Origin of the sequence: Microbacterium sp., from assembly GCF_030149085.1 — a bacterium.
Taxonomy (GTDB): domain Bacteria; phylum Actinomycetota; class Actinomycetes; order Actinomycetales; family Microbacteriaceae; genus Microbacterium.
In genome coordinates, this window is record NZ_JASBSF010000275.1 from 1 (window position 1) to 17,061 (window position 17,061).

At 67.3% G+C, this 17,061-nt stretch carries 11 protein-coding genes; 7 read left to right on the forward strand and 4 right to left on the reverse strand.

What is annotated here, in order from left to right; genetic code table 11:
- Nucleotides 1-1,784 (forward strand): ABC transporter ATP-binding protein (locus Q1V87_RS11080; protein ID WP_300592647.1); only part of this gene is annotated, 1,784 nt, incomplete at its 5' end.
- Nucleotides 1,785-1,938: 154 nt separating this feature from the next.
- Here Q1V87_RS11080 and Q1V87_RS11085 read toward each other — a convergent pair.
- From Q1V87_RS11085 to Q1V87_RS11100, 4 genes are all read right to left on the reverse strand, one after another.
- The gene (locus Q1V87_RS11085; RefSeq protein ID WP_300592650.1) at nt 1,939-2,064 is read right to left on the reverse strand and encodes a SapB/AmfS family lanthipeptide; all 126 of its coding nucleotides are present in this window, start codon (nt 2,062-2,064) and stop codon (nt 1,939-1,941) included.
- A 5-nt stretch (nt 2,065-2,069) separates the two neighbouring features.
- Complete coding sequence (gene lanKC, locus Q1V87_RS11090; protein ID WP_300592652.1) at nt 2,070-4,742, reverse strand: class III lanthionine synthetase LanKC; 2,673 nt, start codon at nt 4,740-4,742, stop codon at nt 2,070-2,072.
- Nucleotides 4,743-4,950: 208 nt separating this feature from the next.
- Nucleotides 4,951-5,655 (reverse strand): response regulator transcription factor, encoded by a 705-nt coding sequence (locus Q1V87_RS11095; protein ID WP_292732864.1) that lies wholly within the window; start codon nt 5,653-5,655, stop codon nt 4,951-4,953.
- A complete protein-coding gene (locus Q1V87_RS11100; RefSeq protein ID WP_300592654.1) occupies nt 5,652-7,034 on the reverse strand; it encodes an ATP-binding protein in 1,383 nt (460 codons plus the stop codon). Before Q1V87_RS11100 ends, Q1V87_RS11095 begins: the two co-directional genes overlap by 4 nt.
- 342 nt (nt 7,035-7,376) lie before the next feature.
- Here Q1V87_RS11100 and pstC point away from each other — a divergent pair, with 342 nt between their 5' ends.
- The 6 genes from pstC to Q1V87_RS11130 all read left to right on the forward strand — a co-directional run bounded on the left by pstC (nt 7,377) and on the right by Q1V87_RS11130 (nt 17,025).
- A complete protein-coding gene (gene pstC, locus Q1V87_RS11105; protein WP_300592657.1) occupies nt 7,377-8,414 on the forward strand; it encodes a phosphate ABC transporter permease subunit PstC in 1,038 nt (345 codons plus the stop codon).
- A gap of 9 nt (nt 8,415-8,423) precedes the next feature.
- Nucleotides 8,424-9,713 carry a phosphate ABC transporter permease PstA gene (pstA, locus tag Q1V87_RS11110; protein ID WP_300592660.1) on the forward strand — a complete coding sequence of 430 codons (1,290 nt, stop codon included), beginning with the start codon at nt 8,424-8,426 and terminating at the stop codon, nt 9,711-9,713.
- Complete coding sequence (locus Q1V87_RS11115) at nt 9,710-11,428, forward strand: substrate-binding domain-containing protein (protein ID WP_300592663.1); 1,719 nt, start codon at nt 9,710-9,712, stop codon at nt 11,426-11,428. The genes pstA and Q1V87_RS11115 overlap by 4 nt, the downstream gene beginning before the upstream one ends.
- On the forward strand, nt 11,425-14,067 hold the full coding sequence (locus tag Q1V87_RS11120) for a hypothetical protein (RefSeq protein ID WP_300592665.1): 2,643 nt from the start codon (nt 11,425-11,427) through the stop codon (nt 14,065-14,067). Before Q1V87_RS11115 ends, Q1V87_RS11120 begins: the two co-directional genes overlap by 4 nt.
- Before the next feature lie 152 nt (nt 14,068-14,219).
- Entirely contained in the window at nt 14,220-15,509 is a 1,290-nt protein-coding gene (locus tag Q1V87_RS11125; RefSeq protein WP_300592668.1) for a hypothetical protein, read from the forward strand.
- A gap of 121 nt (nt 15,510-15,630) precedes the next feature.
- Nucleotides 15,631-17,025: an Ig-like domain-containing protein gene (locus Q1V87_RS11130; protein ID WP_300592670.1), complete on the forward strand. Its 1,395-nt coding sequence runs from the start codon at nt 15,631-15,633 to the stop codon at nt 17,023-17,025.
- The last annotated feature ends 36 nt before the right edge of the window (nt 17,026-17,061 follow it).

Consider the following 17,061-nt stretch of genomic DNA (forward strand, 5'->3'; position numbering starts at 1 on the left):
AAGACCGGTCGGACTACACCAAGGACGAAAGTCGCGCGATCCGCCGCCGCTCGCTGCGCTTGCTCGGTTCGCTGATCTCGCCGCTGCGGTGGCAGGTCGTGCTCGCCGGCGTCGTGCTGGTCGTCTCCACCGCTCTGCAGGTCGCGGGTCCGGCGCTGATCGCGTACGGCATCGACACCGCGCTTCCGGCGGTGCTCGACGAGGCGAACTTGATGCCGACCATCGGTGTCGTCGCCGTGTACCTCGTCGCGGGGCTCGGCGGCGCGGGCCTCGTGGGCTGGTTCGCGGTCGTTGCGGCTCGCCTCACGCAGGCCGTGATGCTCGATCTTCGCAAGCGCATCTTCCTGCACACGCAGCGGCTCAGCCTCGAATTCCACGAGTCCTATACCTCCGGCCGCATCATCTCGCGACAGACGAGCGACCTCGAGTCGATCCGGGAGCTCCTCGACGGCGGACTCAACCAGCTCGTGTCGGGACTGCTGTACGGCGGGTTCACGCTCATCGCACTGTTGCTGTTGGACTGGCAGTCCGGAGTCATCCTCGCCGTCATGGGTGTGCCGCTGTTCCTGCTGATGCGCTGGTTCTACCTGCGCTCGCAGGTCGTCTACCGCGAGTCGCGGGTCATCAGCGCGAAGCTCATCGTGAAGTTCGTCGAGACGATGACCGGCATCCGTGCCGTGAAGGCCTTCCGTAAAGAGCCCCGTAACGACGATGAGTTCGGTGACGTCGCCGAGGACTACCGCGACGTGAATATGCGCTCGATCCGCCTGTTCGGCACGTTCGAGCCCGGCCTCATGGCCGTCGCGTCGGTCTCGATCGCGCTGGTCGTGCTCTGGGGCGGCCTGCGGGTTGCTGACGGTGCGATCGCCATCGGCATCCTGCTCGCAAGCGTGCTGTACGTGCGGAACTTCTTCGCACCTCTGCAGGAGGTCGCGATGTTCCTGAACTCGTACCAGGCTGCCACCGCGGCGCTCGAGAAGGTCTCGGGGGTGCTGGAGGAGGAGCCGACGGTTCCCGACCCCACCGATGCCGTCGACCTGTGGACCGCGCGCGGACACGTCGCGTTCGAGGACGTCACGTTCGGGTACGCGGATGACCGCGTCATCCTGCCGCACTTCTCGCTCGACATCCCCGCCGGGCAGACCATTGCCCTGGTGGGCACGACGGGGGCGGGCAAGTCGACGCTCGCGAAGCTCGTCTCGCGCTTTTACGACCCGACGCGCGGAGCCGTGACCCTCGACGGGGTCGACCTGCGGCGCCTGCACCCGGAGGACCTGCGACGCGCGATCGTCATGGTCACGCAGGAGGCCTACCTGTTCAGCGGCACGGTCGCCGACAACATCGCGCTCGGCAAGCCCGACGCGACGCTCGACGAGATCGAGGCGGCGGCGAAGGCGGTGGGGGCTGATGCCTTCATCCGTGCCTTGCCCGACGGCTACGACACCGACGTGAACAAGCGCGGCGGCCGCGTCTCGGCAGGGCAGCGTCAGCTGATCTCGTTCGCGCGGGCGTTCCTCGCCAACCCCGCTGTGCTGATCCTGGACGAAGCCACGGCGTCACTCGACATCCCGTCAGAGCGGGCGATTCAGGATGCCTTGCAGACGCTCCTGGCAGACCGCACGGCGATCATCATCGCGCACCGCCTGTCGACTGTCGCCATCGCCGACCGGGTGCTGGTCATGGAGCACGGCCGGATCATCGAGGACGACACCCCCGAGACGCTGATCGCGGGCACGGGCAAGTTCGCGCAGCTTCATGCGGCGTGGCGGCAGTCGCTCGTCTAGCGACGGCGACGCCATGGCCTGGCGAGAGTCGCTGGTCTGACGACGTCGAAAGGCGACGGGGCCCCGGTTTGGGGGAGGGAATTCCGAGGCCCCGTCGGCTCGGGTGGATGCTGGGCGCTCGCTGCGAGCGCCCGGCATCCGGGTCGAAGGCGGGTCAGCAGATGCTCGTCGAGACCGTGCTGAGGCACGCGCCAAGACTGAGGCTGCTGGCGGCGAGGATGTCGGCGTCGCGGCTTTCGGCGCTGCGCTCGATCTGCTGAAGGCTGAGCAGGTAACCCATGTGATTCACCTCCTTCCTGCGGGATCCCAGGCCATGGCGGGCCGAAGCGGTGAGGCGGCTGTCGGCGGCACCAACAGCGGGAGATTGACCGGGATGACCGGCTCGCCGGAATTGATCACGTTGGCAGAGGTGCCGAGCGCCGCGAGGACGCCGGCAGAGCCCGTGGCGAAGTCGCACGAGAGGCGGAGGAGCCCTTGACCGGGGAATCCGATGCCGTGGGGGCGGCGAATTGCGTGGAGGCGCAGCTCGGCTACGTGGTGTCTTAGGGCATCGTCGGCTTCGGGCGTGGAGTAGCCGAGGTGCCCGAGCGTGGCCAGGAACAGGATCATCCCCGCGCGACCGCGGAACACGCCGGACTCCATCACGAAATCAGTCAGTGCCGCACTGCAGATGCCGTCCAGTGCCTCAAGGTAGCGGTCAGGTGTCTCGAGATGGGGCAGCAGCTGGGCTGCCACGAGCCCGACTCCGGCAGAGCCGCTCCCGAGGTAGGGCAGCAGTCGCCACCCTTCGTTGAGCTGGAGTGATCCGTCGATCGCCGTCATGCAGTGCGCGAGGTCATAGTCGAGTGCGTCTTGCGCGAGGCGCAGGTGCGCCCGCTCTCCGGTGCGCTCATACAACCGGAGTGCGAACAACGCCGTTCCCGACGGGCCGCGCAGCAGTCCCCCGCTGCCGGTTGCGACGTGGCGGTCTTCGGGCGCTGTCGGTATCGGCGGCCGGGCATCGTGTCGGGAACGCAGGATGCCGCCGATCTCGAGGGCTTCGAGCACAAGCGTCGGGTCGTCGTCGGATGCCGCGAGCAAGACGAGTCCGACTCCGGGCAGGCCGCCGTAGAGATCGGTTCCGAGCGAGGAGAAGTCGAGCCGACGAACGCGGTCCAGGGCAGCTTGTGCGTGCGCCCCGCGCCCGAGGCGACGATGGAGCCAGGCGAGCCCCGCGAGCCCGTCCCAAAGGCCGGCGCGGTGAGGGCGGCGGGGATCGCCAGGCCGCTGCCACACGGCATCGATCCATGCGAGCGCCCGCTCGTCGGGTTCCCGGCCCACGAGCGATAGGGCGTAGATGGCGCCGGCGGCGCCGTGTGCGAGGCCCGTGCCGTCGTCCGCGAACTGCAACGGGTCGCCCGGCCACACCCGATCATCGCGCGAGAAGTCGGCGCTTGCGACAAGGTCGTCGGCGATGAGCTCCTGCAACTTGCGCACGGCGCGCGCGTCGTGGACATCCCACCGAGCCACGGCATCGTCGCGTGTGGTGTCGTCGGCGGCGACGCGCATGCGGGTGAGCGCGAGGTCGTGATGAACCGCCGCCGCCCAGGTCTCGTCGAGCGCGAACGTCTCCATCGCTGCCCGCACCAGGTCGTCGGCCTTGAACGGGTCAAGCGCAAGCAGAGACGTCAAGGGGTAGAAGACGAAGACCTTGATGCAGGCGAGACCGTACCGGTCGGCGTCTGCGCCACGGCGCCCGTCGGCTGCCATGAATGCCGGTGCGCCGATGACGGGGGCGACGGCATCGTCAAGCGGAGCTGCCATCTCGAGATCGAGGAGTGTCACACTCCCGTCCGCACCGATCATCACGTTGCCAGGATGCACGTCGCCGTGACTGAAGCCCGCCTCGTGCAGCCTCGTCACTGCATCATCGGCGCCGGCGGTGACCTCCAGCGCCCACTGGCGATACTCCGCATACTCCGCGGGAGTGCTCCGGGCATGCACGAGCGGATGCCGCGGCACGATCGCGCTCTGGAGCGACTGGCCTGCGATCCTCTCGAGCAGCAGGAATCGATGCCCGTGCAGTGAGAACGACCCGTGCACGCGCGAGACCGGCGTGCCTACCAGGGTGCGCAGCGTCTGCTCCTCATCCAAGAGCCGCCGCACCGCGTCGCGGCCGTCCGGCGTCATCCCGGTATCGGGCCGGCCCTCTTTGATCACGATGCGGGCGCCGGTGGCGGCATCCTCGGCGTCGTACACCCCGCCGGCGTTGGAGTGATGCAGGGCGCCGAGAACATGCGGGAATCCGGGCGGCGGCGCGTCGCTGCCCAACGCGTCGAGTTGCACCTGCAAGAAGTCGGGGAGCTCCACCCAGTCGGGCGGTGTGAACCCGGGCGAGCGCACGTCTTCGACGAGCCGTCCATCCGGATGCCGCAGGGCGGCGACCTCGAAGCCGTGCTCGCCGTTCGTCACCTGGTGCACGAAGGCGCCGTAGCGCACCGAGAGGGGGCCGCGTCGCCATCTCAGGTCTGACAGGACGTAGGGGCCGGGCAGTCCGCCGATCGCGGCGTCCAGTGTCTCGAGGGCCCGTTGCAGCTCGTCGATGTCGCGAGGATAGACCGTGATGAACTTGCCGGATGCCGACCGCTCGGCATCCTTGGAGTTCATTGCGAACAGTGCGCTGCGATGAACCAGATGCTTGAACGTCATGCGTTCGGCGTGGCAGTGGCGCGCGACGTGCTCGAGCACCTCCTGCGCCACGTCGAGCGTCGCGCTGGCATGGATCTTCCAGCCCTGCTCGGGTAGCGGTACGCCCGGGGGATACCACCCACGCCAGATGCCGTCGGTGTGGTCCGTCCAGTCGTGCCAGTCGAGATCGGGCGGCGGTGCGTATCGTTCTGCGTCGGGCACGTGCGCGCGGGCGGGGTCGTCGTAGAAATGCGTGTCGACGCGTGCGAAGCGGTGGTATATCGCCTCCACGGCTCGCCCCTTTCCCAGATCGCCGTCGGCCCCATGTTCGGCGTCGTGGCCAGTATGTCGAGGGAGCGACGCAACGTGCGGTGTCGTCACCGTGAATCCGAGGTGACGCACGCGCAACGCTCCCGGCGCTCTGTGGGCCTGAGTCGTGCGGAGGACACGTTCAGGCGCCTGCGCATCACCCATTCAGCCCGGCGTATCGCGGGCGTGCCTATTTTTCGGAATTCATCCGATCGGATGATGTTTCGGTCCGATCCAGGCCGTGACGCACAGCCCAAAGGGCAAGTTGCGTGCGGTCGGCGAGTTGCGTCCGCTTGAGCGCGCTGTGCAGTTGAGCCCGCACCGTGTTGATCGACACTCCGAGTCGCGCCGCGAGTGCCTCGTTGCTCGTATGCCCGCGGCTGAGCTCTCGTGCCACCGCAAGCTGCGCGGACGTGAGGATCGCGGGGGAGGCCGAGCCCATTGCGCTCTGCTCGCCGCGGCGAGTGAACTCCCGGATGACGGCGGGAGTCACGCGTGTGGAGACCAGCGCGGTCCCACTCGCGGCGGACCGGACGGCCTCGACCAGTTGAGTGGTGTCGTGGTTTTTCACGAGGTAGCCAACAGCTCCCGAATCGAGGGCTTCGATCACGAAGCGGTCAGCCTCGTGGCTGGTCACCACCACGACGGCGACGGGACGGTCCACGCCGGGGCCTGCGAGGGCGCGCGTCGCCTCCAGTCCACCGCCCCCGGGCATGTTCAGGTCCATGAGCACGACACTCGCTCGCTCGGACCGGGCAGCCATGACCGCATCGACGCCGTTGGATACTTCGCCGATGACAGCTATCCCGGGTGCGTGCTCCAGCCGGATGCGCACTCCCTTGCGGTACGCCCGGTTATCGTCGGCGATCAGAACCCGGATCTGCTTGACGGTCATGCCAGGCCCATCGCGGTCGTGTGGCGGCCGACATCGGTGAGAGGGATCGTCGACTGCACACGCCACCCGCCGGCCTCGGTGGGTGCGGCGTCGAGGACGCCCCCGAGCAGCGTCACACGTTCGCGTAGCCCGGTGAGCCCCCATCCGAGGCCGACCGCGTGCGAGTCGGACGTGGCGCCGCGAGCGGGGCCGTTCTCGACCACGATCTCGAGTTCGTCAGCGGTGGCCGTGACGATCACCTCGGCGGTCGAACCGGCGGCGTGCTTTGCCGCATTCGTCAGTGCCTCCTGTGCGATGCGGTACCCGGTTGTCGAGATCATTGCGGGCAGGGAGTCGAACACCCCGCTGGTGCGGAGGCTCACACGCAGGTCTCTTCGTTGCCAGAACGCGACGAGGTCTTCGATACGTCGCACGTCAGGCGTGGTGTCGGCGCGTGCTTGTCCGGTGGCGCGCAGTTCGTTGAGCGCCGAGACGAGACTGGCGGCAGCGAATCGGGCCTCCGTGCGCGCCTCGGCGAGGAGCGCGAGAGCGTCGGTCTCTGACTGCTCGGCGATGAAGGCCGCCGCCTCGGTTAGGGAGAGCAGACCGGTGATGTGTTGCGCGGCGACGTCGTGCAGTTCCTGGGTAATGCGAGCGCGTTCGGCCTCGCGGGCCTGCGTGAGGCGCTCTTCCTGATCGCGGCGCTCGGCGGCGGCGAGGGCTCGCAACTGTTCGACGCGCCGTGTCTGGGTTCCCCACCACAGACCCAGCACTGCCGCTGCGGCAAGGGAGGCCGCGAAGCCGACGACCTGCCCGAAGACGAAAGCGAGGATCGCTCCCGATGTCAGTCCGTACACCGAGGCCCAGCTCGCGAATGCGGCCGCGTCGGTAAGGATGAGCACCCCGAGGACGGGGACCGTAACCGGCGCCGCGTGCCGTGACCCCAAGAGGAACAGCGAGGCCACGACCGTGAGTTGCATGGGTGCAACCCACGAGGGTGCATTGATGACGAAGACGGCCGCCACGTAGACGGCCATCGTGGCGAGTGTGGCGAGAACCGGCCATCGGGTCGCCAGGAGGATTGCGGCGGCCTGTGCGGCGAAGAGCGCCACGAGGAGAAACACGGAGAACTCGAACGGGATCGAATTCGACCAGCTGTAGTTGCCGTCAATCAGCACCGCTATCGGGTTGACCATGCCCTGGACGAGCATCGTCGCAAAGAGCACCACAGCAAGCACCCAGGTTGCCCGGCGGGACGGCAGGATTCCTTGCCACGCTCCCCCCGGTGCGTCCTCGCCCCTCGTAAAGTTCTGCAGCACAGCAACGCCACGTGCAGCTGTCGCTTCGTCTGTCACGATCCCCATTCCCGACGATTCCTCTGCCCCGGTCGGTTCGCGCACATCCTCGCACCTTTCCTGCCGCCGAGCGCTGGACCTCATCCGGATGGACGAAATCTCACGCGAATCTCGGCGCGGCCCCGCTCACCGCATCCGCCGTGGCCAACTCGCGGATTTTCGGGTCTGCGAGGCGCACTGGGTGCGATCGAGCGAATGCTATGACTGCGTGAGAATCGCGGGCAACTGATGGTTCCCGTCGTTCATCCGCTGTTCGCTTCTTTGTCGGGATGCGTTCCCCGACGCCGCGGGACCGGTCCGTCGCGCCGGGGGCGTCTCGCGACGCAGACTTTCGGCGTCCGGTCGGTGGATCTCGCCGGACGCACAGAGCCCCAGGAGCGACTCCCGATGTCACTGCCCACGCGTGTCCACGACGATGAGCTGACGACCGAACCTTCGGCGACCGTGGTCGACACCGATCGACCGCGGTCGCTGAAGGCACGTCGCAGCCTGTCGGACGGGTTCTTCCGCTTCGGTGCTCACGGCGGCGGCGTCATCGTGCTCGCGATCATGACGCTGGTCGGCGTCTTCCTCGCCGTCCGCGGCGCGGAGGCGATCGCTGCGGCGGGCCCGTCGTTCCTCACAACCCAGGCGTGGGAGCCCAACAGCGGCAACTTCGGCATCGCCGCCGTGCTGTTCGGCACCGTTGTGATCGGCCTGATCGCCATCACCGTCGCCGTTCCCCTCGCGCTCGGCACGGCCACCTACATCTCCGAGTACGCGCCGGAAGGAATCCGCCGCTTTCTGGTCGGCATCGTTGATCTGATGGCCGCCATTCCGTCCGTTGTGTACGGCCTGTGGGGTCTGTTCTGGCTTCAGGGTTCCCTTGTGCCGGTCTCGCAGTGGATCAGCACCTACTTCGGCTGGATCCCGATCTTCGCGGTATCGGACTTTGACCCGAGCGATCCGTTGGCGACGCCGACGGTGTTCACGGCCTCCGCGTTCCTGGCCGGTCTCGTCGTGTCGATGATGGTCGCACCGATCGCGTCATCGATCATGCGCGAAGTGTTCTCGCAGGCACCCGTGGGCGAGCGTGAGGGCGCGTATGCGCTGGGCGCGTCGAAGTGGGGGATGATTCGGTCCGTTGTCTACCCGTTCGGTATGGGCGGAATCATCGGGGGAACGATGCTCGGGCTCGGCCGCGCGCTGGGCGAGACGATCGCCGTTTACCTCGTGATCTCGCCGATCTTCGTCATCAACTGGCAAGTGCTCTCGACGGGCACCAACTCAATCAGCTCTCTCATCGCGCTGCGCTACGGCGAGGCCACGCCGTTCGAGGTTTCGGCCCTGATGGCCGCCGGTCTCGTGCTCTTCGCGATCACGATGCTCGTGAATTTCTTGGCCGGCTACATCATCCAGCGCACCCGGTCGGGTTCGGCGAGTTAGGAACACGTGATGACGACGACCCCGACTCTGCCCGCAGAGCGTACCCACCGCCGGGTCCACCTTCCCGGGCGGCGCTCCCGAACTCACCTTCCTGGCCGAGACGGCCGCATTCACGACGCCCATCCTCAGGTGCAGCGCACGCTGTCGGGTGTTCGGCGCGAGGACGTACTGCGGCTGATCGGCGCGGCGGCGGCGGCACTGGCGGCAACGACGTGGCTCGTGACCCAGGTTCTTCCGATCCAGGGACCGTTGCCCTTTGTCGTGATCGCCTATGGGCTGTTTCTGCTGTTCTTCATCGTCCTGATCGCCTTCGACGACAATCGCGTCACGATCGTCGACCGGGTGTGGGCCGTCGTGATTCACTCGGCAGCGATCGTGCTGCTGCTGGCACTCGCGGTGGTCGTCGTATTCACGCTCTTCCGGGGCGCGGATGCCTTCCTTCACTGGAACTTCTGGGTGCAGGACCTCGCCGTCGCCGGTCCCCTCGACCCGCTCACGGTTGGCGGCGTCGCTCACGCGATGCTCGGGACGCTCATCATGATCTCGATCTCGCTCGCGATCGCCATTCCGCTCGGGTTGCTGTGCGCGGTCTTCCTCGCGGAGTTCCCGTCACCGTTCGCGCGTGTCGTGCGCACCGTGACCGAAGCGATGACGGCGCTGCCGTCGATCATCTGTGGCCTGTTCATCTATGCGACCTACATCCTGATCTTCGGTCTCGGAAAGTCGGGCTTCGCTGCGAGCCTGGCGATCACGATCATGATCCTGCCGATCATCATCCGATCAGCAGACGTGGTGCTGCGGCTCGTGCCGTCGACCCTCAAGGAGGCGTCGCTGGCGATGGGGGCCAGCCAGTGGCGGACGATCTGGCACGTCGTTCTGCCCACGAGCAAGTCGGGCCTCATGACGGCGATCGTGCTGGGGACGGCACGCGGCATCGGCGAGACGAGCCCCGTGCTGCTGACCGCTGGCTACACGACCTTCTTCAACGCCAACCCGTTCTCCGGACCGATGGTGTCTCTGCCACTGGCGACCTTCACCCTGGTGAAGAGCCCGCAGCCCGATCAGATCGCGCGCGGCTTCGGTGCAGCTGCCGTGCTCATGGTGCTCGTTTTCGTTCTGTTCTTCCTTGCCAGGTTGCTCGGTGGGCGAGGTGCCGGGGTGCAGTCGCGCCGGGGGTACGCGCGTGCCCGGGCGGCGTCGCAGCGGGATGCTGCGCGGTTCGCTGCGCGCGGAGACGGGGCGGTTCTTGCCCAGCCTGTCGGGGGCCGAGCTGCCGTGACCGAGGGAGGCATGCGATGACCCGTCGGTGGAGTGCACTTCGTGTCGCCGTCGCGCTGCTGGGAACGGCCCTCGTAACCATCGCGGGCGTGCAGGTCGCCGTCCCCGCCACTGCCGCGCCGGTCGCGGCGGGCCCGGTTCCTGCCGCGTTCGATGACCTGCACGTACCGATCGTCGGCTCGGGGTCGAGCTGGTCGGGAAACATGATCGCGCAGTGGGTCAGCAACGTGCGTGGCAACTACAACTGGACGGTCAACTACAGCTCGCAGGGTTCCACGGTCGGGCGCAACGAGTTCGCGAACGGCGTCACGCAGTTCGGTGGCACCGACATCCCCTATGCGATCGCCGACTCGAACGAGATCGAGTCTCTGCCGAACCGGGCGTTCGCGTACATGCCGATCGTCGCGGGTGGTACGGCGCTGATGTACAACCTCGTGATCGCGGGCAACCGTGTGACGAATCTGCGTCTGTCGGGGGACTCGATCGCAAAGATTTTCACGGGCGAGATTACGCAGTGGAACGATCCGCAGATCGCCGCAGAGAACCCGGCGCTCTCGCTTCCCGCGATCCCGGTCATTCCGGTGGTGCGCTCGGACGGCGCGGGCGAGACGGCGCAGTTCAGCCTGTGGATGCGGCAGGAGCACACGGCGGTGTGGGATGCCTACTGCGGCAAGGTCGGGAGGCCCTACGTCAACGGGCACTGCGGTGTGACGAGCAACTACCCCACGGTGCCGGGCTCACGCTTCATCGCGCAGAGCGGGGCGAACGGTGTCGCATCGTACACGGCATCGAAAGAAGCGGTGGGCGCGATCACCATCGTGCAGTACTCCTACGCGTTGAACCTCAAGTTCCCGGTCGCGAAAATGCTCAACGCCGCTGGTTACTACACCGAGCCGACAGCGCAGAACGTCGCGGTCGCGCTGCTGCAGGCTCAGATCAATTACGACGAAAGCTCGATCAACTATCTGACACAGGACCTGAGCGGCGTCTACGTCGCGTCTGATCCGCGCGTCTACCCCCTCTCGAGCTACAGCTACGTCATTTTGCCGGTGGCTCCGACGGACGGGTCACAGCCGGTCGGGCTGACGAAAGACCAGGCGGTCACGCTCGCCGATTTCTCGGCCTACTTCCTCTGTGAAGGCCAGCAGATCGCCGACATCTCGGGCTACTCGCCGCTGCCGATCAACCTCGTGTCTGCCGGGCAACGACAGATCCAGAAGATTCCCGGTGGAAACCCGATCATCAAGGGCACGACAGACTGCAACAATCCGACGTTCGATCCGACTGACACGAGCCCGCAGTCGAACAAGCTCGCGAGAACGGCTCCTTACCCGCCCGAGTGCGACAAGGCCGGTCCGCAGCAGTGTCTGACGGGCACGGGCGGCGCGCAGGATGTCGCGACGGCAGCTTCCGGCGGGAACGCCACGAATCCCGGCGCGGATGCCGCGAACGCGGCTGACGCGAGCGCTGTCGACGCCGCAACCTCGGCTGGTTCTGCCGCAGCCGCGGGCGGAAGCGTCGTTGTCGACGCGGCGCCGGTCGTGCTCAGCGCCCTCCCGCAGACACTTCCACCGGCCACGATCGGGGTGCTCGCGCCGCTGACACTCGCCGCCGCGGGAGCGGGGCTCATTCTGGCCGCAGTGCTCCCACCGGTGCTCGGTCGGCGTCGCAGAGCGACGGTGCTGGTCACGCCCACGCGGGGCTCACCGCGGTCACCTCGAGGAGGCACACGATGAGACGGACGGATGACCGGGGACGTGCTGTGCGTCGTGCAGCGCTCGTGGCAGTGGTGATCGGTGTCGTCGGGGTGCTCGTGGCGGGCGCGCCGGCGGTCGCGGCGGCAGGCGACACCGACACCGAGACGGACTCGTCGATCACGGTGGCGTGGGCGGGCGGTAACGATCCGGCGGTGCAGCAGTATCAGCCTGACCACACGCTCTTGTCGGATGGCGCGGGCGGGGACGGCGGGTCGGGGCACTGGGACGACTTCAAAGACCTCACCCTCACGGTGTCTAAGACGAGCGGGCTGGTGGACGAGGTCGTAACCGTGACTGCCCAGGGAATGAGCCCGACGCGGATCCGCAGCGGAAGCAACGGCGACAACGCGAAGAGCAACTTTCTGCAGCTGATGCAATGCTGGGGCGACCCGACCGCGGCGGATTTCGCGAAGAATTGCCAGTTCGGCGCGTGGGCTCCGACCACCGGTGACCTGACGTCGAGTACAGCGGCAGGTCGCGTTGTGCTCCAGGACGTGGGAGGACGGGGCGACTTTTCTGCCAACGGCGCGCTCCCGTTTCGTGCGGTGACGGGGGCCGAAAGCAAGCCCCAGCACTTCTCCCTACCGGGCACCGGCTCGATCGATATCGACGGTACTGCCGACTTCTATTCGGCGAGTTCGTCGAACGAGCAGTTCTATGTGCCGATCACGGCGGATGGCTCGGCGCGCACGGCGTTTCAGGTGCAGTCTGCGCTGACGCAGCCGTACCTGGGGTGTGGCGATCCGAAACGTGGCGCGGAGCGGTGCTGGCTGGTCGCGGTGCCGCGCGGCATCCACTCGGGCGAGTTGGCACCCGACGACACCGGAACGTTGGCCTGTATCTCCTTTGGTAAACCGTGGGGGCAGGAGACGTACGCGCAGGTCGGGTCGCCGGTCAGCCCGGACTGCTCGTATTGGAACGACCGGATCGTGGTGCCGCTGGATTTTCGTGACGTGTCGGGCGGGTGCGGGGCGGCGTCCGGGTCGATCCAGTTCCAGGGCACCGAGTTGTTCGCCGCGGCGATGCGGTCGTGGCAGTCGGCACTGTGCGCGGGTGGCGGAAGCACGTACACGATGAGCAGCGGTAACTCGCCCGACTTGATGCGCGCACAACTGCTATCGGGGCAATCGCCGCTGGTCGTGGTCAACCGTCCGTTGACGGCCGACGACATCGGCGCGACACCGACCGCCGCGCTCGAGGGCGCCAGCATGACCTACGCGCCACTGGCGAACACGGGCCTCGCGATCGGCTATGTCGCCAGCACGACCGACGCCGAGTACCGGGACCTGCGCCTGACCCCCCGGCTCCTGGCGAAACTCATGACCCAGTCCTACCGTGACGATCTCCCTTACCTCGACGGCGGGCTCAAGGAGAATCAGCCGGCGTACCGTGCGGGCAGGCCGGTTGGCATCATGGACGATCCTGAGTGGGCTGCTCTCGGTAACCCTTCCCCGAGAACGTTCGGCCCGGCGGCCACGCTGTCTCCTTTCGTGATTGTCGGCCCGCAGGGCGATGACGCGTTCCGCCTGCTGTGGCAGTACGTGCAGTCCGATGCCGACGCGGTGGCCTTCCTGCGCGGCGAGCCCGACCCGTGGGGCTTGACAGTCAACCCGTCGTATCTGCCGGCGGGCTCCGCGGGCGTGAACGGCGCGGGGGTGGACGTCGATCTGTCGCAGGTTCCGCGTGACGCGCTCACCCCGCTGGATCCCACCACGGTCACCGACCCCACCGGTGCGGGCAAGACGATCGACTCGGTGGGGTTCAAACCGAACTCGGGGACCTTCGCAGAGAACGCCGCGCGAGTATTCAGGGCGGACCCGCGCATCACCAACATCTACGATGAGAAGGCTTACATCAGCCCTACCGAGCAGGGCAAGTGGGTGAAGCAGCCCGCCATGGCGCCCGGTGTCTTCCAGGGTCGTTTCACGCTCGGCCCGGTGACTGCCGCGGATGCGGGCCGGTACCAGCTTGCGCAGATGAAGCTCGCGACGCCGCTTTCGATGCGGACGGGGAAAGACGATGTCGCCTCGGCGCGCTCATTTGTCGCACCCACTGACGAGTCGATGACGGCGGCGGTGCAGGCGATGACCCCCGATCCCGACACGGGCACGGCTTCCCTCGACCTGGGGTCGTTGCCGCAGGATGCCTACCCGTTGACTCTGACCCTGTATGGGGCTGTCAACACGACTGCCGCGGGTCTGGACGCCACGACCCGTGAACGCATCGCTCACGTGTTCGATTACGCCGTCGCAGACGGCAATGTTCGTGGTGCCGAGGCGGGCGCGCTGCCGGACGGGTATGTTCCTCTCACCGAGGCGCAGAAGACGCAGACTCGCGCCGCGGCCGAAACCGTCCGGTATATGCCTCCGGTGTCGACTCCGGCTGCCACTGACGCTGCCGCCTCCGCCTCCCAGACCGGTCAGGCCGCCGCGGGCAACGCGACGGCCTCGCTGCCGCCGTCGGCGACGACCCAGACCGCGACAGTCGCCGCCGAAGCTGCCCCCACGGCCGCACCGCCTTCTAGCCCGGCACAGGTCGCGCTCGGCGGATCTCTGCTCGCCGGGGTTGCCGGGGCCGCGGTTGCGCCTTTCCTCCTTCGCCGCCGGGGGCTGAGCTGATGACGGCTTCCCCGCGGTTTACAGACACTCGATCGGCCACTGTTCCCGAGCCGAAACGAGGAAGCCCCCCGTCGGGCATGCGAAAACACGACGAGGGGCAGGGCCCAGCCGGGCAACCCATAAGCGGGAACGATAGCAAGGAGAAAACTCTCATGCAAATCACCTCGAAGTGGCGCCGTGGCGTCATTGCGGCGGCTGCGGCGGTTGCCGTTGCCGGTACCTCGTTCGGTCTGGCTGCTCCGGCGATGGCCGACCCGATCGGCTCGCCGGTCTACCGTGACCTCGCTGGCGGCGGTTCCGACACCATCCAGGACGTCATGAACGGTCTCGGTGCTGTCGTTACCGACGGCTCTGGCACGCTCTTGATCGGGTCGTACGACGCGACCGGTTCAGCAACGATCAAGACCAAGTCGACCGGCGCGACCTTCACGCGCCCCGACGGGTCGGGTGACGGCTTCACCGCGTTCAAGGCCGCGAAGACGAGCACCGCGTACAAGGGCACCACGCTCAGCCCGACCGATCTGCAGTTCTCGCGGTCATCGAGCGGACCGAGCAACACGACGCCGACGGGTACGTATGTGTACGTTCCGCTTGCGCTGGACGCGGTGGATTACGCGACGGCGCCCTCGACGGCTGTTCCCGGTGACATCCCGCTGGGGACGTCGGTGGGTGAGCTCTCGAGCGACGGCGTGACCCTCGCGCTGACGCTGAAGAACATCTACAGCCGTAGCGCGACGACGACGCTGAAGGACGCCGCCGGTGTGACCCACACGGTGGGTGCGCAGGGGTCCGGTGCCGACATCATCCCGTTCATCCCGCAGGCGGGCTCGGGCACGCGCTCGTTCTGGCAGAGCCAGATGGGCGGCGCCTTCGGTTCGATCGCGAGTGCAACTTTCACCTACACCACGAACGCGACCGACTGCGCGACCAACCCGACCGTTGCCGGTGTGGCCCCGTCGTTCAACTCGTCGACCAACGTGTGCACGGTGGGTGTGCAGGAGCACAACGGCACGGTGACGGCGAAGGTCACGAACGCGATCGTGCCGTTCTCGATCGCCCAGTGGGTTGCGCAGAGCAACAGCTCATCGATCGCGTCGGACTACGGCATCACGGTCACCGACCGTCGTAACAGTGCGGTGCTGGGCAAGGTCAACGGCGTCAACCCGACCGTGGGTTCCCCCGCGGTGCTCAACACCGGGTTCCCGATCGTGCGACCGGTGTTCAACATCGTGAAGTACGACGAGCTGTCCACCAACGCGAACCTCGCCGCGGTGTTCCAGGGTGCGTCCGCGAAGGCGTACACCGCCCTGAACCCGGTCACCTTGGGCTCGCTGGTCATCGAAGACTTCGGTTTCGGTGACATCACCGGCGGCGTGAACATCAACGGCGTTACTTACACCGCCGGCGACACCACGTCGGCGTACCTCCGCACCAACGGCTGATCCAACACGCGTGGGGTCGGCAGCCACGGCCGCCGACCCCACGTCCCGGAGCCCTCCGGGACGTCCGGTCGAGATCACCCGAACTCGACCGTCAACCCCCAAAAGAAGGAATGCCCTACCGATGAACGCTCATCTGCACCGGGGGCGCGCGGCAGTCGTCGCGGCTCTCTCCCTCGCCCTGATCGGCGGCGCGACCATCCCCGCATACGCTGACGACCCCGTTACGTATGACGAGACCACAGACAACAGCGGGTTCGCCTACCACCTCAACCCCGCCAACGAGATCAATGGCGGCGACTACACCGTCACCTGGAACCCCACCGAGCGCACTGATGACGGCGCGACAAGCGGCAGCCCCGCGGGCAAGTATGGTCCGGCTGGCATCACCACCAGTACGGGATGCCCCGAGGGTTACCGGGCGTCGTCGCGCAGCTACATCGTCACTCCGGACGGACTCGAGACGCTCGGGGCTCTGCAGCGGACTCAGGCGACGTCCCCGGTCTTCGGGTTGCAGGGGGGTGCAATGACGCTGTCGAGCACGAGGGCGTCGTCCTGGGGTGCTATGACCGAGGCGACGAATCCGAACGGGGTCAACGCCTTCGTCATCACGTGCGACCCGCCGATCAACGGAGGATACCCCGGAAACGTCAAGCCCATCGGCAACGCCAAGTACTTCGTCACGTTCTTCTCGATGGACTGGGCAACCAACCACTGGGAGGTGACGACTGACCCGCGCGCGGTGACCAAGACTGCGACGACCACAGAGCTGGCATCCTCGAACGTCACCCAGACATCCGCCACCCTCACCGCGACGGTTGCGCCGGGTGACGCGACCGGTACCGTGCAGTTCAAGCAGGCAGGCGCCGCGATCGGTTCGCCGGTCACGGTCTCGGGCGGCACGGCGAGCTACTCCGTGTCGGGACTCACGGCGGGTACGACCTACGCGTTCACTGCCGAGTACTCGGGTGACGCGACGTATGCCGCGTCGACCGGTTCGGTCAGCGTGACGACCGAGGCGATCCCGGTGCAAGACAGCTCGGACTCGAGCGTCGGGGTCACGGTTCCCACCGCTACCACGCCGGCCCCGACGGGTCTGAAGATGAGCGCCAAGCCGTCGGCTGTCACCCTCACCGGCCCCACCACCCGCACCGCGGGTGAGGTGTGGACGGCAACCGGTGAGCTCGGCACCGTCACCGTGAACGATGACCGCCAGAGCGCGAGCACCCCGTGGACCCTCAACGGGCGCATCAGCAAGCTCACCAGCGGCTCGAACGAGATCGCGGCCAGCAACGTCGGGTGGAAGCCCGCGAAGGTGGGCGACGGTAACGGCACGGCGGGCGCTGAGGTCGCTGCGAGCGTAGACGGCGGCCTGGGCTCTGACAAGCCGCTGGCCACCGGAACCGGGTCGGCAACGGCGAACGTCACCACCTCGGTCGGAGCGACCATCACGCTCAACACCCCGGCCGACGCCCCTGCCGGCGACTACACCGCAACCCTCACCCTGACGCTCATCTGAGCATCCCTCACTGGGTGGCCCGTCGCGCTCGGGGGC